Source organism: Paracoccus tibetensis (assembly GCF_900102505.1).
GTDB lineage: Bacteria > Pseudomonadota > Alphaproteobacteria > Rhodobacterales > Rhodobacteraceae > Paracoccus > Paracoccus tibetensis.
On record NZ_FMVT01000006.1, the window covers coordinates 17,450 to 37,566 of the forward strand.

The window sequence follows — 20,117 nt, forward strand, 5'->3', positions numbered from 1 at the left end:
CGGGATAGCGCAACCGGGCGGGGATCGAAAGGCCCGAACGTTCGGCATTCGCGGCAGTTCGTCGCCCCTCAGCCGTCCGCGCGGACGGCGGCGATGGTCGGGCCGAGGCCGTCGCGGGGCATCCCGCGCAGCATCTGGTCGCCGATCACGAAAGTCGGCGTGCCCTGGATCGCCATCGCGTCGGCCAGCTCGCGGTTCGCGCGCAGGACCGCCGTCACCGATTCGGTCTGCATCCGGTTCATGATGTCGTCGGCATCGACCCCGATCCGCTCGGCGATCTGGCGCAGGCTCTCGTCCGAGACCTGCCCGCGCATCTCCATCAGAGCGTTATGCGCGGCAAGATACGCCTCGTCCCCCGACGCCTGAAGCACCGCCACCGCGAAGCGCGAGGCCATCTCGCTTTCCGGCCCGAGGATCGGGAATTCCTTCATCACCAGGCGGATGTCACCATCTTCCTCGACAGCGTCAAGCACCTCGGCGTTGAACTGGCGGCAGACGCCGCAGCGGTAGTCGATGAACATCGCCATCTGCGTGCCGCCCTCGGGATTGCCGCCGATCCAGCTGGCGCCGTCCTGAAACAGCCCCTCGGCATGGGTGCTGGCCAGCTCCTGATCGCTGCGGGCGGCCTCGGCCACCTGCCGGGCTTCCAGCTCGCCTATCGCCTCGACCAGCACCTGCGGGTTCTCCATCAGGTAGCTGCGGACGGCGGCACCGAAGGCCGCGCGTTCGTCCTCGGTCATGGCCGAGAGGTCCAGCGCCGAGGCGGGCAGGGCGAAAATCATCAGCGCGGCGATCAGGCGTTTCATCGGCGTCCCTCGGGTCAAGTTGCCGCGACCATCGCGCCGCGCGGGGCAAATGGCAAGAAAGCCCGGATCAGCAATGCGCGAGCAGGGGCAAATGACTAGTGCGACGGCACCGCTCGCGCTAGAGGAGTGGAAAACGGAAGGTCGGGCAGGATGCGGCAGTCGCTTCGGGGTCAGGTGGACCCCTTCATCGTCATGGACGTCATGGACGCCGCCGCACGGGCCGAGGCCGCAGGGCGCCACGTCATCCACATGGAGGTCGGCCAGCCCGGCACCCCCGCCCCCGAAGGCGCCCGCCGCGCGCTGGCCGAGGCGCTGGCGCAGCCGCTCGGCTACACCGTCGCGCTAGGCCTGCCGGCGCTGCGGGCGGGGATCGCGGAGCTCTACCGGCGCTGGTATGGCGTCGAGCTGGACCCGGCGCGGGTGATCGTGACGCCGGGCAGCAGCGGGGCCTTCATCCTGGCCTTCTCGGCGCTGTTCGACGCGGGCGACCGGGTGGCGATGGGCTTTCCGGGCTATCCGTCCTACCGCCAGATCCTGCGCGCCATGTCGCTGGCGCCGGTCGGCATCCCCACGCGCCCCGAGGACCGCTACCAGCCTCGCCCCGAGGACCTGCCGCAGGCGGAGGGGCTGATCCTCGCCTCGCCCGGCAACCCCTCGGGCACTGTCCTCACTGCGCCCGAACTGGCGGCGCTGTCGGAGGCGGCGCAGGCGAAGGGCATGGCGCTCATCTCGGACGAGATCTATCACGGCCTTTCCTATGGCGCGCGCTGCCATTCCGCGCTTGAGGTGACGGATGAGGTTGTCGTCATAAACTCCTTCAGCAAGTACTTTTCCATGACCGGATGGCGGGTCGGCTGGATGGTGGTGCCGGAGGGCATGATCCGCACGGTCGAGCGGCTCGCCCAGAACCTCTTCATCTGTCCGCCCCATGCCAGCCAGGTCGCCGCGCTCGCCGCGCTGGACTGCATCCCCGAGGCCGAGGCGAACCTGGCGGTCTATGCCCGGAACCGCCAGATGATGCTGGAGCGGCTGCCGAAGATGGGCTTTGACCGCATCGCCCCGCCCGAGGGGGCGTTCTACATCTATGCCGATGTCTCGGCGCTGACCGAGAACTCGCTGAGTTTTGCGGCGGAAGTGCTTGAGAAGGCGGGCGTTGCCGTCACGCCGGGGCTCGACTTCGACCCCGAGCGGGGCGCGCGGACGCTGCGCTTCTCCTATGCCCGCGCCACGGCGGACATCGCGGAAGGTCTGGACCGGCTGGAAAGGTTCATGGCCGCAAGATGAGGCTCTGGGCGCTCATCCTGTCGCTGCTGCTGGCGCTGCCCTTCGTGGCGGCGCCCGGTGCTGCGGTGGGCGAGCCTGCGCGGCTGGACCTTGGCGCCTCGGCCCTGACAGTCGCGGGGCGCAACTGGTTTGGCCCCGAACCCCTGGATCTGCGCCTGACGCTGGACCGGCCGGTGCCCTATCGCGTCTTCCTGGTAGGCGAGCCGGCGCGGCTGGTTGTCGATTTGGAAGGGGTGGACCTGACGGGCCAGACACCCGACCAGCTTTTCGGCCATGATCTTGCGCCCGCGGTCCGGTGGGGCAGCCATCAGGAGGGCTGGTCGCGCATCGTAGTCGAGCTGCCCGGCTTCTACCGCATCGAGGGCGCGGGGCAGGCGACCGGCGCGTCGCAGCCGGTGATCCGCCTCACGCTGAGCCCCGTGCGCGAGGCCGAGTTCGCGCCCCGCCCCTCGGCCACGGCGGCGCTGCGCGACCTGCCCGACCCGGCCGACCTGCCGCCGCCCCCGGCGCGCGCCGAGGGCCTGACCGTGATGCTGGACCCCGGCCATGGCGGCTTCGATCCGGGCGCGCAGGCGGGGGGCGAGACCGAGGCCAACCTCGTGCTGACCTTCGCGCTGGAGCTGCGGGCGGCGCTTCAGGCCCGCGGCGTCACCGTCGCCATGACGCGCGAGAAGGACGTCTTCGTCGGGCTGGAGACGCGGATGACGGCCGCGCGCGAGGCGGGGGCGGACCTGCTGCTGTCGCTTCACGCCGACGCGCTGCCGCAGGGGCAGGCGGCGGGGGCGACGGTCTATATCTGGAACCCCACGGCCAACGACCGGGCCGCGGCGCAGCTGGCGCTGCGCCACCAGCGGCACGACCTGGTGGGGCAGGTGGACCTTTCGGGCGAGGACGACGCGCTGGCGGCCGTGATGATGGACTTCGCGCGGACGGACACGCAGCCGCGCTCGGACGCCTTCGCGCGGCTTCTGACCTCGCGCATGGCGCTGCGGGGGATCGGGCTGCACGGGCGGCCCGTACAGGGCGCGGCCTTCGCGGTGCTGAAGTCGCCCGACATCCCCTCGGCGCTGCTGGAGCTGGGCTTCATCTCGGACCCGCAGGACCTGGCGAACCTGACCGACCCTCTGTGGCGCGCGCGCATGGTGGAGGCTGTGGCCGAGGCGATCACCGGCTGGTGGCGCGACGAGGGCGCGCGGGCGGGTCTGCTGCGCCGCTGAGGCCGCAATACGCCTCCAAGTTGTTTTGACCCTGCGCGGGCCTGCGACTATAGCTGGAGGCCTACGTCCCGAAAGGTCACCCGGCCCGTGCTGCGCATCATCCTGTCCTTCTTCGGCGCGATCTTCTCTTGGGTCACGACGGGCCTCGCCTTCGTCGCCCTGACCGTCGGCGCGGTGTTCTGGACCTATTCGCGCGACCTGCCGAGCCACGAGACGCTGGCGCAGTACACGCCCAAGACCATCAGCCGCATCTACTCGGCCGAGGGCCAGCTGATCGACGAATTCGCCGAGGAGCGGCGCATCTTCGTGCCCATCGACGAGGTGCCGGACCTCGTCAAGCAGGCCTTCATCAGCGCCGAGGACAAGAACTTCTACCTCCACCCCGGCTATGACCTGCGCGGCATGGTCGGGGCCGTGGTGCAGGCGGTGCAGTCGCGCGGGGCCAGCGTGCGCGGCGCCTCGACCATCACGCAGCAGGTGATGAAGAACTTCCTTCTCTCCAGTGACCGCAGCGTCGAGCGGAAGGTGAAGGAGCTGATCCTGGCCTCGCGCCTCGAGCGGACGCTGACCAAGGACCAGATCCTGGAGCTGTATCTCAACGAGATCTTCCTCGGCCAGAACAGCTTCGGCGTGGTGGCGGCGGCGCAGGTCTATTTCAACAAGTCGCTGCCGGAACTCGCCCCGCACGAGGCGGCGATGCTGGCCGCCCTGCCGCAGGCCCCTGGCCGCCTGCACCCGGTGCGCGCGAAGGAGCGGCTGACCGAGCGGCGCAACTACGTGCTGCGCGAGATGTGGCAGAACGGCTACATCACCGAGGCGCGCTTCCAGGCCGAGGCGGCCCAGCCCCTGCGCTCGGTCCAGAACGGCGACTTCCCCGCCTGGCAGAGCCAGCTGCCCGCGCGCGACTACTTCACCGACGAGATCCGCCGCCAGCTGAGCCGCGAGTTCGGCCGCGAAGAGTTCTTCGGCGGCGGGCTGACCATCCGCGCCACGGTCGATCCGGACCTGCAGGCGCAGGCGGCCGGGGCGCTGCAGCAGGCGCTGGAGGAATACGACCGCGGCCGCGGCATCTGGCGCGGTACCGGCGAGGCGGTCCCGCCCGAGGCGCTGGCCGCCGAGGCCGCCTGGCGCGCCGCCCTGTGGGAGCTGCGCCTGCCGCGCGACATCCCCGGCTGGCACCCGGCCGTGGTGCTGGAGACCCAGGGCGGCCGCGCCCGCATCGGGATCGAGGGCATTGCCGAGGCGGCCGAGGGGCACTGGATCCCGGCCGAGGACGCGACCTGGGCGCGCCGGCTCGACCGCGAGACGGGGGCGCTCGGCCCCAAGGCGCAGGGGGCGGGCGATCTGGTCCGGCCGGGCGAGGCGGTGCTGGTGCGGGCCATGACGCGCGACAGCGACGGCAGCTTCCTGCGCTGGACGCTGCGGCAGGTGCCCGAGGTGCAGGGCGGCTTCATGGCGATGGACGTGAACACCGGCCGCGTGCTGGCGATGCAGGGGGGCTTTTCCTACCAGTCCTCGGTCTTCAACCGGGCGACGCAGGCGCAGCGCCAGCCGGGATCGTCCTTCAAGCCCTTCGTCTATGCAGCCGCGCTGGACAACAACTACACCCCCGCGACCATCGTGGTGGACGAGCCGATCCGCATCAACACGCCGCAGGGCCTGTGGGAGCCGAAGAACGCGTCCGGCCGCCACTATGGACCCACGCCGCTGCGCACCGGGATCGAGCAGTCGCGCAACCTGATGACCATCCGCATTGCCGACGACATCGGCATGGAGCGGGTGGCGGAATATGCCGAGAACTTCGGCGTCTACGACCGACTGGCGCCGTTCCTGGCCAACGCGCTCGGCGCGCAGGAGACGACGCTGTTCAAGATGGTCGCGGCCTACGCGATGTTTGCCAATGGCGGCGAGCGGGTCGAGCCGACGCTGGTCGACCGCGTGCAGGACCGGCGCGGGCGCACGGTCTATCGCCACGACCAGCGCGAGTGCCGCACCTGCGGCGCGCAGGCGCTGCCGGCGGGGCAGGCGCCGGTGATCGAGACGAACCGCGAGCGGGTGATGGACGCGGTGACGGCCTACCAGCTGACCTCGATGCTGGAGGGGGCGGTGCTGCGCGGCTCGGGCAAGGGCGTGAACCTGCCGGTGCCGATCGCGGGCAAGACGGGCACGACCAACGACGCCAAGGACGTCTGGTTCATCGGCTATTCGAGCAACATCGTCGCGGGCTGCTACTTGGGTTTCGACCAGCCGCGCAGCCTCGGGGCCAACGCCTTTGGCGGCACGCTCTGCGTTCCGGTCTTCAACGCCTTCATGCAGGCGGCGGTCGCGGAATATGGCGGCACGGCCTTCAAGGTGCCGCCGGGCGGCTATTTCGCCAAGATCGACCGGGTGACCGGCCGGCGCTTGGCCGCGGATGCGACGGGGCCGAACGTCATCTCGGAATATTTCCGCGAGGGGACGGACCCGCAATGGGGTGCGCCGCAGGTCGTGTCGGGCTTCGGCTCCGGGCCGGTGGTCCTGCCGTGGGAGGCGGGGGCGGACTCGCGCGCGGGCGCCTCGATCACGACCTCGACCGGCGAGCGGCGGGTGATCCCCAAACGCAGCGATTTCGGCACCATGTCCTCGGGCGGGCTCTACTGACGGCGGCCCGCGCCGGCTGCGTCCCGCGACGCCGCGGGGGGCTGGGCGCCCCCCGCACCCCCCGCCTTGCCGGGGGACGTGCCGCCCCCCGCGCCCCCCGCGCTCGTCTCTCCGACCAGCCGCGCGAGCCACAGGACCAGCAGCGCCAGCAGCGCCGCGATGACGGCGAGCGTGCCCTTGCCGTTGCCGGCGGTCAGGCCCACGGCCCCCGCCAGCCACATCGAGGCGCCGGTGGTGATGCCGCGCACCGAGCCGCCGCTGAAGATGATCGAGCCCGCGGCAAGGAAGGCGACGCCCGCCGTCACGGCCTCGATCAGGCGCAGCGGGTCGACCTGCATCGCGGCATCCCGGTCGAGGCGCAGATGGGTCAGCTCCATCGCGATGATGGTGAAGAGCGCGGCGGCCATCGCGATCAGCATGTGGGTCCGCAGCCCCGCCGCATGGGCGGCGCGCTCGCGCTCCCACCCGATGACGCCGCCGAGGACGAGGGCGAGGCCGAGCCGGGCCGAGGCCGTGCCGAGGCTCATCGAGTCGAGCGGCTGGAAGAGGTCGAGAAGGACGGGCGGCATGGCGGGTTCTCCGTTCTTTTGCAGGCGGAACGCGGGGGCCGCCGGCGGGGTTGCACCGGCCGCCGCCTGCCGCCGCCCGCTGCCCCGGCCAAGGGCGCGGACTTGCCGCCCGCCGCTCTGCGCGCTATCACCGCGCACCTGACCCCGACACCGACCCGGACCCGAAGGAAGCCTGCCCATGCGCGCCGAGACGCAGTCCACGATCGAAGCCATCCGCCGCTCGCTGACCCTGCTTGGCCAGCGGCTGGACTGGACGACCGCGCCGCACCGGCTGGAGGAGATGAACGCCATGATCGAGGATGGCGATCTGTGGTCCGATCCGGCCCGCGCGCAGAAGCTGATGCGCGAGCGGCAGGCGCTGTCGGACGCGATCGAGACCTACCGCCGCATCGACGGCGATCTCTCGGCCAATGCCGAGATGGTCGAGTTGGCCGAGGAGGAGGGCGATGCCGAGCTGGTCGCCGAGGCCGAGGCGAACCTGAAGGCGCTGGCGCAGCTGGCCGCCCAGAAGGAGCTGGAGGCGCTGCTGAACGGCGAGGCGGACGGCAACGACACCTTCCTCGAGATCAACGCGGGCGCGGGCGGCACCGAAAGCTGCGATTGGGCGGCGATGCTGGCGCGGATGTATGTGCGGTGGGCCGAGAAGAAGGGCTACGAGGTCGAGCTGCTCTCCGAGACCTCGGGCGACGAGGCGGGCATCCGCAGCGCCGCCTACAAGATCACCGGGCGCAACGCCTATGGCTGGCTGAAATCGGAATCGGGCGTGCACCGCCTGGTGCGGATCAGCCCCTATGACAGCGCGGCGCGGCGGCACACCTCGTTCAGCTCGGTCTGGGTCTATCCGGTCGTCGACGACAACATCGAGATCGAGATTCCCGACCGCGACATCCGCATCGACACCTACCGCTCGTCGGGCGCGGGCGGGCAGCACGTCAACACCACCGACTCGGCCGTGCGGATCACCCACCTTCCCACGAATATCGTCGTGACCAGCTCGGAGAAGTCGCAGCACCAGAACCGGGCGAACGCTATGGCGGCGCTGAAGGCGCGGCTCTACCAGATGGAGCTGGACAAGCGGAACGCTGAGATCAACGCCCAGCACGCCTCCAAGGGCGATGCAGGCTGGGGCAACCAGATCCGCTCCTACGTGCTGCATCCCTACCAGATGGTGAAAGACCTCAGGACCTCGGAAGAGACCAGCGACACGCAGGGCGTGCTGGACGGCGATCTCGACCGCTTCATGGCGGCGACGCTGGCGCTGGACGTGGCCGGCAAGAGCCGGGCCGAGGCCAACGCCGAGGACTGACCGCGACGCCACGTTCATGCTGCGCTGCGGCATGGATTCCTGAAACCTGTTGCGCGGCAGGCCGTTGTGCTATGCTGCACGTGCATCATCAGGAGCGGAGGCGATGGAGGACAAGAGCATCAACCTGGCCCTTCAGGGCGGCGGGGCGCATGGCGCCTTTACCTGGGGCGTCCTCGACCGGCTGCTGGACGAGCGCTGGCTGCAGTTCAGCGCGATCACCGGCACCTCGGCCGGGGCGCTGAACGGGGCGGCGCTGAAGGCGGGCCTCGGGGCCAAGAAGGGGCCGGCGGGACGGCGGGCGGCGCGCGAGAACCTGGACGCGCTCTGGTCCGAGGTCGGCTCGGTCAGCGACAACCGGGTGGTGCGCTGGCTGCAATCGCTGATGCCCATGCCGCGCGGCTTCCAGCGCCTGACCGAGACCTTCTCGCCCGCGGCTTGGCTGGACAACCTGACGCGGCTCTTCAGCCCCTATGACTACGGGCCGTTCTACGTCAACCCGCTCGGCAACCTGCTGCGCAGGCTGCCCTATCCCGATTTCTGCTGCGAGAGCGGGCCGGACCTGTTCGTCGCGGCGACGAACGTGCGCACGGGCCGGATCAAGGTCTTCACCGGCAGTCACGCGACGGCCGAGGCGGTGATGGCCTCGGCCTGCCTGCCGACGCTGTTCCAGGCGGTCGAGATCTTCGACGAGGGCACCGGCCGGGTCGAGGCCTTCTGGGACGGCGGCTATGGCGGCAACCCGGCGATGTTCCCGCTGTATCGCAAGCAGTATCCGCGCGACATCCTGATCGTGGCGATCAACCCCCTGATGCGCGACGCGCTGCCGAAGACCCCGGTCGAGATCGCGGACCGGGTGAACGAGATCAGCTTCAACAGCTCGCTGGTGAACCAGCTGCGCGCGATCAACTTCGTCAAGGAGCTGTCGGCCGAGAACCGGCTCGGCGGATCGCGCGCCATGAAGAACGTGCTCGTGCACCTGATCGAGGACGACGCGCTGATGATGAACCTGACCGCGCGCAGCAAGCTGCTGCCGAAGCCGGGGCTTCTGGCCCACATGAAGCAGGCGGGGCAGGCGGCGGCGGACCGGTTCCTCGAGGAACATGCCGGCAAGCTGAACCACGCGGACAGCTTCGATTTGTCGGCGCTGTTCCCGGACATGCCGTCGGGCAGCTAGACGTCGAGGGCGGAGGGCTTGCGTCCCGCGGCGATGCGGGGGGCGTGCCGCCCCCCGCGCCCCCCGGCCTTTTGCAGGGGGCGGCGCGCCCCCTGCACCCCCGTCCGCTCAGGCGGCCATTGCCGATGCGATGCGGGCGGCGAGGCGGGCGTTGTTCAGGACAAGGGCGATGTTGCTGTCGAGCGAGCGGCCTTCGGTCAGCTCGAAGATGCGGCCGAGGAGGAAGGGCGTGACGGCCTTGGCGGCGATGCCCTGCGCCGCGGCCTCGGAGAGGGCCTGCTCGATCACCGGCATGATCTGGTCCTGCGCGATCTCGTCGGCCTCGGGGATGGGGTTCGCGACCAGCTGCCCGCCCCTGAGGCCGAGGGCGGCGCGCATGGCGGCGGCGGCGGCGATCTCTTGGGGGCTGTCCATGCGCAAGGGCGCCTTGATCCCCGAGGCGCGCGACCAGAAGGCCGGCAGCTCGTCCTGGCCATAGGCGATGACCGGCACGCCGAGCGTTTCAAGCACCTCCCAAGTCTTCGGCAGATCGAGGATGGCCTTGGCGCCCGCCGCCACCACCGTCACCGGGGTCTGCGCCAGTTCCTGAAGGTCGGCCGAGATGTCGAAGCTTGTCTCGGCGCCGCGATGCACGCCGCCGATGCCGCCCGTCGCGAAGACCTTGATGCCGGCCAGATGCGCGCAGATCATCGTCGCGGCGACGGTCGTGGCGCCGGTGCGGCCATTGGCGATGCAGACGGCGAGGTCGGCGCGGGAGAGCTTCATCGCTTCGGCGGGCGGGGTCTGGGCGAGGGCGCGCAGCGCCTCGGGTGTCAGGCCGATATGGATGCGCCCGCCCATGACGGCGATCGTCGCGGGCACGGCGCCGCCCTCGCGGATCACGGCCTCGACCTTCTCGGCCATCTCGAGGTTCTGGGGCCAGGGCATGCCATGCGTGATGATCGTCGATTCCAGCGCGACGACGGGCAGGCCGCGGTCCAGCGCGTCGCGGACCTCGGGCGCGAAGGTGAGAGGGGCTTGGTGGGTCACGGTACGTCCTTTCCGGAGACATGCGCCGCCGAGGCGTTGACGGCGCGCGCGAGCGCGGTGCTGCGCCCCCGGCTGTCGAGTTCGGCGGCGAGATGGGCCGCCAGGAAGCAGTCGCCGGCGCCGGTGACGCGGGCGACGGCCACGGCGGGCGGGGTGTAGGTCAGCGTCTCGGCGCCGACGGCGGCATCGGCGGCGGCGCGCGGCCCGTCGGTCACGAGAACGCGGGCCGCTCCGCGCGCGACCACGGCCTCGGCCGCGCTGGCGGCATCGGGGCAGGCGCGGCCGGCGAGGATCTCGGCCTCGAGGCGGTTGAGGTAGAAGCAGCCGCGCCGCGCGGCGATCAGCGGCTCGAGCCGCTCGGCCTTGCCGGGGCTGGCGGGCACGACGCGCAGGTCGGCCTGCGACAGGCGCGGATCGCGGGGAACGGCGGCCAGCAGCTCTTCGGTCAGGTTGCCGTCCAGAACCACCGGGCCGTCCCAAGACGACAGCGCGCCCGACAGGGGCGCCAGGATCTCGGCCCCCGCCATCTCGAGGCTGAAGGCGTCGGCGATGGCGGCGATCAGCCCCTCGCTGTCCTCGATCCCCATGTAGCAGTCGGTCGGAAGGCCGGTGTCGCGGGCCAGGTGTTCGGTGATGACGCCGAGGCGCTGCGCCTCGACCACCAGCGCCTCGCCCTCGGGATCGCGGCCGACGGCCGAAAGGACCGCGGGCCTCAGCCCCCACCGCGCCAAGGCCACCGCGACGTTCAGCGCCACCCCGCCGGGCAGGTGGCGGATGCGCCCCGGCACGTCCGCGCCCGGCGCCATGCGGCGCGGCGCCCGGCCGATCACGTCCCAGAGCATCGCGCCGATGCACAGGATGTCGGGCTGCCGGGTCACGGAGAGGGGGTCAGTCATCGCCATCCTTCAGCTCGGCGCGCAGGAAGCGCTCGAAGTCGTCGAGGTCCACCGGGTCGAACTGCCCGAAGCCCTGCATCCAGACCGAGGCCGTCCGCATGCCGTCCGGGTCCAGCTTGCACCAGGTGATCCGTCCCCGCCGCTCTTGCCGGATCAGCCCCGCGGCTGCAAGCACCGCGAGGTGCTTCGAGATGGCCGCGAGGCTCATCTCGAAGGGCGCCGCGACATCGCTGACGGCCATGTCGTCCTCGAGCAGCATCGTCAGCACGCGCCGGCGCGTGGGATCGGCCAGGGCCGCGAAGATCAGGTCCAGACGCTCGGGCAGGGTCATCTCAGCGCCTTTTCGATGCGGAACGGTCAACCGGCCGGTTGAGTAATGACGCGGCAGCGCGGCGAAGGCAAGATGCCGCGTCCCCGCGCGGTTCACGCTAAAACGCGTCGGATCAATGACTTGCGCGGCTGCCGCGGCTGCTTGACTTGGGTCCGCATCCCCCCTAGACACCCCCCAACCGACACGGGGGCGTGAGTGATGGCCGAAGAGCCCCGGAACGAGCAGGACAGGGACGCCGACGCGGCCCGCCTGCGCGATCTGGAGGCCCGGATTGCCGCGCTGACCCCCAAACCCTCCGGCACCTCGCCGATGGGGAAATACGAACAGGCGAACCTCGCCTGGAGGATGGTGATCGAGTTCGTGACCGGGCTCTGCCTTGGCGGGGCGGTCGGATACGGGCTGGACTATCTCTTGGGCACAGGGCCCTTGCTGATGGTCCTGTTCATCTTCCTCGGCCTTGCGGCCGGCATCAAGACGATGATGCGCACCGCGGGCGAGCTTGAACGGACAGCCGGCAGATCGCCGGACGAGGCACAACCCGGACAGGCGCCGGGACGAGACGAGAGGGACTGATCGTGGCGACAGCGACTGGCGGCGGCCTTGAATTCCACCCGATGGACCAGTTCGTGGTCCGCCCGCTCTTCGGCGACGGCGCGGTGGCCTGGTACACGCCCACGAACGTGACGCTGTGGCTGTTCCTGACGGCGCTGGCCGCCATTGCCGTGCTGGTCCTGGGCACCCGCGGCCGCGCCATCGTGCCGAACCGCGCGCAATCGGTGGCCGAACTGGCCTATGGCCTCGTCTACAAGATGATCGAGGACATCGCGGGCAAGGACGGGCTGCGCTACTTCCCCTATGTGCTGACGCTGTTCATGTTCATCGTCTTCGCCAACCTCCTGGGGCTGGTGCCGATGGCCTTCACCGTCACCTCGCACATCGCGGTGACCGGCATCCTGGCCATGGCCGTGTTCCTGGGCGTGACGATCATCGGCTTCGTGAAGAACGGCGCGCATTTCCTCGACCTGTTCTGGATCCGCTCGGCGCCGCTGGCCGTGCGCCCGATCCTGGCCGTGATCGAGGTCATCAGCTACTTCGTGCGCCCGCTGAGCCTCTCCATCCGTCTTGCCGGCAACATGATCGCCGGTCACGCGGTCATCAAGGTCTTCGCGGGCTTCGCGGCCATCGCCGCCGTCGCGCCCGTCGCCATTATCGCAGTCGTCGGGATGTATGCCTTCGAGGTGCTGGTCGCCTTCGTGCAGGCCTATGTCTTCACCATCCTGACCTGCGTTTACCTCAAGGATGCGCTGCACCCGTCGCACTGACGTCTGCCGCCTTTCGGGCGGTCCCGGGTGCCGGGACCGCATCCCCTGAAATCACCAAACCCAAAACCGCAAGGAGACTAACATGACCGGTGATATCGCAGAACTCGGCCAGTACATCGGCGTCGGCCTGACCGCCTTCGGCATGGGCTTCGCCGCCCTCGGCGTCGGCAACGTCGCCGGCAACTTCCTCGCCGGCGCGCTGCGCAACCCGTCGGCCGCCGCCGGCCAGACCGCCACGCTGTTCATCGGCATGGCCTTTGCGGAAGCCCTGGGGATCTTCTCGTTCCTCGTCGCGCTTCTGCTGATGTTCGCGGTCTGATCCTCGGCCATCCTTGCGGCGGGGTGGGGCCATGCCCCCACCCCTTCGTGACTTTCAAGGCCATGGGGTAGGATATGATCAGCCTGTTGCAAGGGGCCGCCACCACCGCGGCCGAGACCACTGAGGCGCCGGGAGCGGGTGACGAGATCGTCATCATCACCGAAAGCGCGACCCACGGCGCCGAAACCCATTCCGTCTATGGGGACGCGGCCCATTCCGCGGCAGAAGGCGCCGGCCTTCCGCAGCTGGACATCACCACCTTCGGCAACCAGATCTTCTGGCTGGTCGTCACCCTGGTCGTTCTGTATCTGGTCCTGTCGCGCGTGGCCCTGCCGCGCATCGCGGCGGTCCTGTCCGACCGTCAGGGCGCCATGACCGGCGATCTGATGGCCGCCGAAGAATTCAAGCAGCGCGCCCGCGAGGCCGAGGCTGCCTATGACAAGGCGCTGGCCGAAGCGCGGGGCGAGGCGCAGCGCATCGTCGCCGCCAACCGCGCCGAGATCCAGGCCGAGCTGAACAACGCCATCGCCCGCGCCGATGCCGAGATCGCCGCCCGCACGGCCGAATCCGAGACGCGCATCCGCGAGATCCGCGCCACGGCCGAAACCGACGCCCGCGAGGTCGCCCAGGAGGTGACGGCGGCGCTGGTCGCGGCCTTCGGCGGGAACGCCGACAACGCGGCGGTCACTGCCGCCGTGGACAGCCGCATGAAAGGGGCGATGCAATGAACCGCCTGATCGCCACCGCGACCGCCTCTGCCCTCGTCACGGGTCTGGCCGCGGCTCCCGCCGCCGCCGCGACCGGGCCGTTCTTCTCGCTACGCAACACGGACTTCATCGTCCTGCTGGCCTTCCTCGTCTTCATCGGGGTGTTGGTCTACTTCAAGGTGCCGGGCCTTCTGGCCGGGCTGCTGGACAAGCGCGCCGACGGCATCCGCCGCGACCTGGAGGAGGCCCGCCGCCTCCGCGAGGAAGCGCAGGAGATCTATGCCAGCTACGAGCGGCGCCAGCGCGAGGTGAAGACCCAGGCCGAGGCCATCGTCACCGGCGCCCGCCGCGAGGCCGAGGCGCAGGCCGCCAAGGCTCAGGACGACCTGCGCCGCTCGATCGACCGCCGGCTTCAGGCCGCGCAGGACCAGATCAGCAGCGCCGAGAAGGACGCCGTGCGCGCGGTGCGCGACCGGGCGGTCGCGACCGCCGTGGCCGCGGCCTCGGAGATCCTCGCCGCGCAGGTGCGGGCGGGGCAACGTTCGGCCGGGATCGACGACGCCATCGAAGACGTGGCGCGCCGGCTGAACTGAGCCTTCGACAACTGACAGTGATCCGGCCCCCGCGCAGCCCCTGCGCGGGGGCTTTTCGTTGCGCTGCGACTACGGTGGGCAGGCATGAAAAAGGGCCGGGATACCTCCCGGCCCTTGTCGCTGCCGTGGCGGCGGCGCTCAGCGCGTCGGACGGATCAGGATCTCGACCCGGCGGTTCTGGGCGCGGCCCGCGGCCGTGTCGTTCGAGGCGACAGGCTGGGACGCGGCGACGCCCGTGGCCGAGAGGCGGTTCTGCGCGACGCCCGCGGCGGCGAGGATGCCCGCGACCGATTGCGCGCGGCGCTGCGAGAGGTCCTGGTTGATCGCCTGCGTGCCGGTGCTGTCGGTATGGCCGACGACCTGGACCACGCTGTTCGGATACTGGTTCAGGTTGCGCGCGACGGCATAGAGGTCCTGCTGCGCGACGCCCGAGACGGCGGCCGAGCCGGTGGCGAAGAGGATGCCCTCGGGCAGGACGACCTGCAGGTAGTCGCCGCGGTTGACGACCTGGACGTTCGGGTTCGAGATCGACTGCTGCAGGTCACGCGCCTGGCGGTCGAGGATGTTGCCGGCGACCGCGCCGACGATGCCGCCCACGATGGCGCCGCGGGCCGCGTCCCGGCCCTCGTTGTTGCTGTCGTCGTCGCGGGCCGCGCCGAGGATCGCGCCGGTGGCGGCGCCCGCGATGGCGCCCTGCTGCGTGCGGGACAGGCCGCCGACGCCGGTGCCGGTGTTCGGGTCGGCGCAGGCGCCGAGGGCCATCAGGCCGCAGACGGCGAGGATGGTGGTGTTGCGGAGTTTCATCGGGCTCCCTTTCCTTGGGTCGGCGCGCAAGGGGCGCGCCATGATCATGTGACCGCCCGATCCCGGGCTGCCGTCCAACGTCGGTGAAGCTGGCGCAGTTCCGGATCAAAGGGAAGGCAAGTTTCGGTGAAGGCGCTGGAAATGCGCCGAAAATGGCCGGCGGACGGGGATGGGCCACAGCGTCGGGCTTGCGCCCGCGGGCCGCTGGCGGCAGAAGCGGGGGACCATGCCCGCCAGCACCCGCATCCCCCCGCCGCTGCCCTTTGCCGCGCAGGTCGCGATCTTCTCGCGTCTGCACGAGGCCAATCCTGCGCCCAAGACCGAGCTGGACTACGTGAACCCCTTCACGCTGGTCGTCGCCGTGGCGCTGTCGGCGCAGGCGACGGATGTGGGGGTGAACAAGGCGACCAGGGGCCTCTTTGCGGTGGCCGACACGCCCGCGAAGATGCTGGAACTGGGCCTCGAGGGGGTGACCGAGCACATCAAGACCATCGGCCTCTTCCGGCAGAAGGCCAGGAACGTGATCGCCCTGTCGCGCCTGCTGGTCGAGGAGTTCGGCGGCGAGGTGCCCGACAGCCGGGCGGCGCTGATGCGGCTGCCGGGCGTGGGGCGGAAGACGGCGAATGTCGTTCTCTCCTGCGCCTTCGGCCATCCGGCGCAGGCCGTGGACACGCATATCTTCCGCGTCGGCAACCGCACCCGCATCGCGCCCGGCCGCGACGTGGACGAGGTCGAGCGCGCGATCGAGGACAACGTGCCCGCGCGGTTCCAGACCCATGCCCATCACTGGCTGATCCTGCACGGGCGCTATATCTGCCAGGCGAGGCGCCCGCGCTGCGCGGTCTGCCCGATCCATGATCTCTGCCCCTACGAGGAGAAGACCGCATGAGCAGCCCCCCGAAGAACGGGCCCTACGTGATCGGCATCGGCAACGCCGTGATGGACGTGATCGCGCCGACCGAGGAGGCGCGGCTGGCCGAGCTGGGCATCACCAAGGGCATCATGCAGCTGGTCGAGCGCGAACGGTCCGAGTTCCTGATGGCGGCGCAGGCCAATGACCATTCAGCGCGTCGTGAGGGCAGCCGCATGATCGCCGGGGGGAGCGTTGCGAACACGCTGGCCGGGATCGGCGGGCTGGGGCTGCGGACGGCCTTCATCGGGCTGGTGGCGGATGACGAGATCGGGCGGGCCTATGCGGCGCAGACCGAGGGGGCGGGGACGCGCTTCGTCAACGCTCCGGTGGCGGGGGCGGCGCTGCCCTCGTCGCGCAGCATCATCATGGTGACGCCGGATGGCGAGCGCTCGATGAGCACCTATCTTGGGATTTCGGCCGAGCTGGGGCCGGAGGATGTCGTGCCGGAGGTCTTCGAGGGGGCGGGCTGGCTGTTCCTCGAAGGTTATCTCTTCGACAAGGACAAGGGGAAGGCGGCCTTCCTCAAGGCGGCCGAGTGCTGCCATGCCGCCGGCGGGCAGGCCGGGATCGCGCTGTCGGACCCGTTCTGCGTGGACCGGCACCGCGCCGACTTCCGGCGGCTGGTCGCCGGGCCGATGGATTACGTGATCGGGAACGTGCACGAGTGGCAGGCGCTCTACCAGGTCGAGGATCTGGAGGAGGCGCTGCGGCTGGCCAGCGCCGATTGCGGGATGGTGATCTGCACCCGCTCGGGCGAGGACGCGATCCTGATCCGCGGGGGCGAGCGGGCGGTGGCGCCGGTCCGGCGCGTCGTGCCGGTCGATGCGACCGGGGCGGGCGATCAGTTCGCGGCGGGGCTGATCCACGGGCTGGCGATCGGCGCGCCGCTGGAGGCGGCGGGGCGGATGGGCTGCATCGCGGCCGCCGAGGTCATCTCGCATGTGGGCGCGCGGCCGGAGGCGGATGTGCGCGCGCTGCTGCGGGCGGAGGGGCTGGTCTAGGCTTGCGTCCCGCGACCGCGGGGGGCCAGCCCCCCGCACCCCCCGGGATATTTCGGGACCAAAGCAGGCGGCGCCAGCTTGGGCAGGGGATCGGCGTCGCACGGGCCCGGCGTTGCGCGCTGCAAGGGGCGCGTGTATCACGGCGCAGACAAGAGCAGCTGAAGGATGGGCGCATGCGCAGGGTTGTCATCACCGGGTTGGGAATGGTCACGCCGCTGGCCTCGGGGGTCGAGGCGACGTGGGAGCGGCTTCTGGCCGGACGCTCGGGCGCGGGGCCGATCACGCGCTTCGATCCCAAGGACGTGGTGACGAAATATGCCTGCGAGATCCCTTATGGCGACGGCTCGGACGGGACGTTCAACCCCGACGACTGGATGGAGCCGAAGGACCGGCGCAAGGTCGATGACTTCATCCTTTACGGCATGGCGGCGGCGCAGCAGGCGGTGGAAGACGCCGGCTGGATGCCCGAGGACGAGGAGGGCCGGCTGCGGACCGGCGTGATGATCGGCTCGGGGATCGGCGGGCTGACCTCGATCGCCGAGACGGCGGTGCTGATCAAGGAGCGGGGGCCGAAGCGGGTCTCGCCCTTCTTCATTCCGGGGGCGCTGATCAACCTGATTTCGGGGCAGGTCTCGATCCGCTACGGGTTCAAGGGGCCGAACCATGCCGTCGTCACCGCTTGTTCGACCGGCGCCCATGCCATCGGGGATGCGGCGCGGATGATCCGTTACGGGGACGCCGACGTCATGGTCGCGGGCGGGGCCGAGAGCCCGATCAGCGAGATCGGGATCGCCGGCTTCAACGCCTGCAAGGCGCTGTCGACGAAGCGGGACAACGATCCGGCGGCGGCCTCGCGGCCCTATGATGTGGACCGGGACGGGTTCGTGATGGGCGAGGGCGCAGGGATTGTCGTGCTGGAGGAATACGAGCACGCCAAGGCGCGGGGCGCGAAGATCTATGCCGAGGTGCTGGGCTACGGCCTGTCGGGAGATGCCTACCACATCACCGCGCCGTCCGAGGACGGGGATGGTGGCTATCGGGCGATGGAGGCGGCGCTGAAGAATGCCGGGCTGACGCCGGACCGGATCGACTACATCAACGCGCATGGCACCAGCACCATGGCCGACACGATCGAGCTGGGCGCCGTCGAGCGGCTGCTGGGCGATCACGCGGGGAACGCGGTGATGTCCTCGACCAAGTCCTCGATCGGGCATCTTTTGGGCGCGGCGGGCGCGGTGGAGGCGATCTTCTGCACGCTGGCGATCCGCGACCAGATCTGCCCGCCGACGATCAACCTGGACAACCCTGCGGTCGAGCCGAAGCTGGACCTGGCGGCGAATGCGGCCGTCAGGCGCAAGGTCGATGTGGCGCTGTCCAACAGCTTCGGCTTTGGCGGCACCAATGCCAGCCTGATCCTGGGGCGCGTAGCGGAATGATCTGGCGCAACCTCGCCTCGAACATGCTGACGCTGCTGATCGTGCTGCTGGTGGCGGCGGCGGCGGCGGTGGCCTGGGCGCAGCGGGAGTTCACCGGGCCGGGCCCGAGCGAGGTCGCGCAATGCATCGAGATCGCGCCCGGCGCGAGCCTCGGCGCGGTGGGCCAGCGGCTGGCGGCGCAGGGGGCGGTCTCGAACGCCTATATCTTCCGGGCGGGCACCGACTATATCGGCAAGTCGGGCGATCTGAAGTTCGGCAGCTTCCTCGTGCCGCCGCGGGCGAGCATGGAGGAGATCGTGGGCGTCATCACGGCCGGCGGCCCCTCGACCTGCGGGACCGAGGTGCTGGTGCGCGTGGGCGTGCGCGAGAACGCGGTGATCCTGCGCGATACCAATCCCGAGACCGGCGCCTATGAGGAAGTGGCGCGCTGGAACCCGGCCGCCGGCGAGCGGCCCGAGGCCATCGCGGCGGCCGAGGCCGAGGAGGGCGCCCGCCTGTCCCTGGTCATGGCCGAGGGCGTGACGAGTTGGCAGGTGGTCGAGGCGCTGAACGCGGTGAGCGTGATGACCGGCGAGATCGCCGAGATCCCCGCCGAGGGAAGCTTGGCGCCCGACACCTACCTGCTGAGCCGGGGCGGGGACCGGAACGCGATCCTCGTCGAGATGGCGCGGCGGCAGGAGGCGATCCTGGCGGCCGAATGGGAGAACCGGGCCGAGGGGCTGCCCTATGCCGATCCTCAGGAGGCGCTGATCATGGCCTCGATCGTGGAGAAGGAGACCGGCGTCGCGGCCGAGCGGCCGCAGGTGGCCAGCGTCTTCGTCAACCGCCTGCGGCAGGGAATGCGGCTGCAGACCGACCCGACGGTGATCTACGGCGTGACCGAGGGCCGCGGCATCCTCGACCGCGGCATCCGCCGGTCCGAACTGGACCGGGTGACGCCGTGGAACACCTACCAGATCGACGGGCTGCCGCCGACGCCCATCGCCAATCCCGGCCGCGCGGCGATCCGGGCGACGCTGAACCCGGACACGACGGAGTACATCTTCTTCGTCGCGGACGGGACGGGCGGGCACGCCTTCAGCCGGACGCTGGCCGAGCACAATGCCGCCGTCGCCCGCTGGCGCGAGATCGAGCGGCGGCAGGGCCTGCCGGCCGACAGCCCCGTGCAGACCGACGAGTAACGCACCGACAAGATTTGACAAAAGGGCGCGCCCGCCGCAGGCTTGCGGCGGGCGTTCCTGTCTGGTCGCGGCACCCGGCCGCGGCGGCGCCCTTCGACCGGAGGAAGCCAAGATGAAAATGTCCGATATGTTTGCGATGCTGGCCCAGAACGCGCGCGTCTTCGAGGAGCGCATGGGCGCCTGGCAGGCCGAGATGTCCAAGAACAGCGAAGAGGCGATGGAGCAGGCCCGCAAGTGGCAGGAGGGGGCCGTCCAGCGGCAGGAAGAGGTGAACCAGCAGCTGCGCGCCCACATGGAGCAGGCCAGCGAGCAGGTTCGCAACCAGTGGACGCAGATGCAGTCCGCCTGGGAAAGCCAGTTCGAGCGGCTGCGCCAGCAGGGCGAGGAGATGCGCGCGGCGGCCATGAAGATGAGCGGCGGCAAGGACAGCGCCGGCTTCGCCGATTGGGCCGAAGCCTATGCGGCGCAGATGGTCTCGTTCGCGCAGAAGATGCAGGGCGAGGCCGCCGATGCGATCGCCAAGGCGACCGAGGCGCGCGCCAACCGGAAGGGCTGAGGAATCGGCACCGGCGTTGCGGTCGCGAGTCGC

21 protein-coding genes are annotated in these 20,117 nt (G+C 70.5%); 15 read left to right on the plus strand and 6 right to left on the minus strand.

All coding sequences use genetic code 11. The features are described 5' to 3' along the window. Positions 1 to 68: 68 nt before the first annotated feature. Positions 69 to 806, minus strand: coding sequence for a DsbA family protein (locus tag BLP73_RS09535; protein WP_090743179.1), 738 nt, complete (start codon positions 804 to 806; stop codon positions 69 to 71). Between the two features lie 150 nt (positions 807 to 956). Between BLP73_RS09535 and BLP73_RS09540 the strand changes: the two genes are divergently transcribed. From BLP73_RS09540 to BLP73_RS09550, 3 genes are all read left to right on the plus strand, one after another. Next, positions 957 to 2,090, plus strand: a complete 1,134-nt coding sequence (locus tag BLP73_RS09540) for a pyridoxal phosphate-dependent aminotransferase (protein WP_090743182.1) — start codon at positions 957 to 959, stop codon at positions 2,088 to 2,090. Further along, entirely contained in the window at positions 2,087 to 3,307 is a 1,221-nt protein-coding gene (locus tag BLP73_RS09545; protein ID WP_090743184.1) for an N-acetylmuramoyl-L-alanine amidase, read from the plus strand. Before BLP73_RS09540 ends, BLP73_RS09545 begins: the two co-directional genes overlap by 4 nt. Positions 3,308 to 3,394: 87 nt before the next feature. After that, positions 3,395 to 5,947, plus strand: coding sequence for a penicillin-binding protein 1A (locus tag BLP73_RS09550; RefSeq protein ID WP_090743187.1), 2,553 nt, complete (start codon positions 3,395 to 3,397; stop codon positions 5,945 to 5,947). Here the strand turns inward: BLP73_RS09550 and BLP73_RS09555 are convergent. Continuing rightward, on the minus strand, positions 5,941 to 6,516 hold the full coding sequence (locus BLP73_RS09555) for an MgtC/SapB family protein (RefSeq protein ID WP_090743190.1): 576 nt from the start codon (positions 6,514 to 6,516) through the stop codon (positions 5,941 to 5,943). The genes BLP73_RS09550 and BLP73_RS09555 overlap by 7 nt on opposite strands. Positions 6,517 to 6,694: 178 nt before the next feature. Here BLP73_RS09555 and prfB point away from each other — a divergent pair, with 178 nt between their 5' ends. Both prfB and BLP73_RS09565 read left to right on the plus strand, forming a co-directional pair. Then, entirely contained in the window at positions 6,695 to 7,822 is a 1,128-nt protein-coding gene (gene prfB / locus BLP73_RS09560) for a peptide chain release factor 2 (protein WP_090743193.1), read from the plus strand. Between the two features lie 103 nt (positions 7,823 to 7,925). After that, on the plus strand, positions 7,926 to 8,996 hold the full coding sequence (locus BLP73_RS09565) for a patatin-like phospholipase family protein (RefSeq protein WP_090743196.1): 1,071 nt from the start codon (positions 7,926 to 7,928) through the stop codon (positions 8,994 to 8,996). Between the two features lie 108 nt (positions 8,997 to 9,104). On the opposite strand, the gene BLP73_RS09570 is transcribed toward BLP73_RS09565, so the two are convergent. Genes BLP73_RS09570 through BLP73_RS09580 form a run of 3 tightly spaced genes read right to left on the minus strand, consistent with a single transcriptional unit; the run spans position 9,105 to position 11,252 of the window. Further along, positions 9,105 to 10,025, minus strand: coding sequence for a pseudouridine-5'-phosphate glycosidase (locus BLP73_RS09570; protein WP_090743199.1), 921 nt, complete (start codon positions 10,023 to 10,025; stop codon positions 9,105 to 9,107). After that, positions 10,022 to 10,921 (minus strand): PfkB family carbohydrate kinase, encoded by a 900-nt coding sequence (locus BLP73_RS09575; protein WP_245686619.1) that lies wholly within the window; start codon positions 10,919 to 10,921, stop codon positions 10,022 to 10,024. The genes BLP73_RS09570 and BLP73_RS09575 overlap by 4 nt, the downstream gene beginning before the upstream one ends. Then, positions 10,914 to 11,252, minus strand: a complete 339-nt coding sequence (locus BLP73_RS09580) for an ArsR/SmtB family transcription factor (RefSeq protein WP_425415688.1) — start codon at positions 11,250 to 11,252, stop codon at positions 10,914 to 10,916. Before BLP73_RS09580 ends, BLP73_RS09575 begins: the two co-directional genes overlap by 8 nt. 198 nt (positions 11,253 to 11,450) lie before the next feature. Between BLP73_RS09580 and BLP73_RS09585 the strand changes: the two genes are divergently transcribed. From BLP73_RS09585 to BLP73_RS09605, 5 genes are all read left to right on the plus strand, one after another. Then, complete coding sequence (locus BLP73_RS09585) at positions 11,451 to 11,825, plus strand: AtpZ/AtpI family protein (protein ID WP_090743202.1); 375 nt, start codon at positions 11,451 to 11,453, stop codon at positions 11,823 to 11,825. 41 nt (positions 11,826 to 11,866) lie between these two features. Then, positions 11,867 to 12,574 (plus strand): F0F1 ATP synthase subunit A, encoded by a 708-nt coding sequence (locus BLP73_RS09590; RefSeq protein ID WP_090743883.1) that lies wholly within the window; start codon positions 11,867 to 11,869, stop codon positions 12,572 to 12,574. Positions 12,575 to 12,656: 82 nt separating this feature from the next. Continuing rightward, positions 12,657 to 12,893 carry a F0F1 ATP synthase subunit C gene (locus BLP73_RS09595; RefSeq protein WP_090743205.1) on the plus strand — a complete coding sequence of 79 codons (237 nt, stop codon included), beginning with the start codon at positions 12,657 to 12,659 and terminating at the stop codon, positions 12,891 to 12,893. A 74-nt stretch (positions 12,894 to 12,967) separates the two neighbouring features. Continuing rightward, positions 12,968 to 13,621 carry a F0F1 ATP synthase subunit B' gene (locus tag BLP73_RS09600; RefSeq protein ID WP_090743208.1) on the plus strand — a complete coding sequence of 218 codons (654 nt, stop codon included), beginning with the start codon at positions 12,968 to 12,970 and terminating at the stop codon, positions 13,619 to 13,621. Next, positions 13,618 to 14,193 carry a F0F1 ATP synthase subunit B gene (locus tag BLP73_RS09605; protein WP_090743213.1) on the plus strand — a complete coding sequence of 192 codons (576 nt, stop codon included), beginning with the start codon at positions 13,618 to 13,620 and terminating at the stop codon, positions 14,191 to 14,193. Before BLP73_RS09600 ends, BLP73_RS09605 begins: the two co-directional genes overlap by 4 nt. Positions 14,194 to 14,331: 138 nt before the next feature. On the opposite strand, the gene BLP73_RS09610 is transcribed toward BLP73_RS09605, so the two are convergent. Next, positions 14,332 to 14,997, minus strand: coding sequence for a YiaD family glycine zipper/OmpA-like lipoprotein (locus BLP73_RS09610; protein WP_090743216.1), 666 nt, complete (start codon positions 14,995 to 14,997; stop codon positions 14,332 to 14,334). 226 nt (positions 14,998 to 15,223) lie between these two features. Between BLP73_RS09610 and nth the strand changes: the two genes are divergently transcribed. The 5 genes from nth (at position 15,224) to BLP73_RS09635 (ending at position 20,084) form a co-directional block, all read left to right on the plus strand. Next, positions 15,224 to 15,886, plus strand: a complete 663-nt coding sequence (nth, locus tag BLP73_RS09615) for an endonuclease III (RefSeq protein WP_090743885.1) — start codon at positions 15,224 to 15,226, stop codon at positions 15,884 to 15,886. Beyond that, a complete protein-coding gene (locus BLP73_RS09620) occupies positions 15,883 to 16,911 on the plus strand; it encodes an adenosine kinase (protein ID WP_090743220.1) in 1,029 nt (342 codons plus the stop codon). Before nth ends, BLP73_RS09620 begins: the two co-directional genes overlap by 4 nt. A gap of 173 nt (positions 16,912 to 17,084) precedes the next feature. Further along, positions 17,085 to 18,347, plus strand: a complete 1,263-nt coding sequence (fabF, locus tag BLP73_RS09625; RefSeq protein WP_090743224.1) for a beta-ketoacyl-ACP synthase II — start codon at positions 17,085 to 17,087, stop codon at positions 18,345 to 18,347. Continuing rightward, the gene (gene mltG / locus BLP73_RS09630) at positions 18,347 to 19,528 is read left to right on the plus strand and encodes an endolytic transglycosylase MltG (RefSeq protein ID WP_175453321.1); all 1,182 of its coding nucleotides are present in this window, start codon (positions 18,347 to 18,349) and stop codon (positions 19,526 to 19,528) included. The genes fabF and mltG overlap by 1 nt, the downstream gene beginning before the upstream one ends. A 112-nt stretch (positions 19,529 to 19,640) precedes the next feature. Next, positions 19,641 to 20,084 (plus strand): hypothetical protein, encoded by a 444-nt coding sequence (locus BLP73_RS09635; RefSeq protein ID WP_139165926.1) that lies wholly within the window; start codon positions 19,641 to 19,643, stop codon positions 20,082 to 20,084. The last annotated feature ends 33 nt before the right edge of the window (positions 20,085 to 20,117 follow it).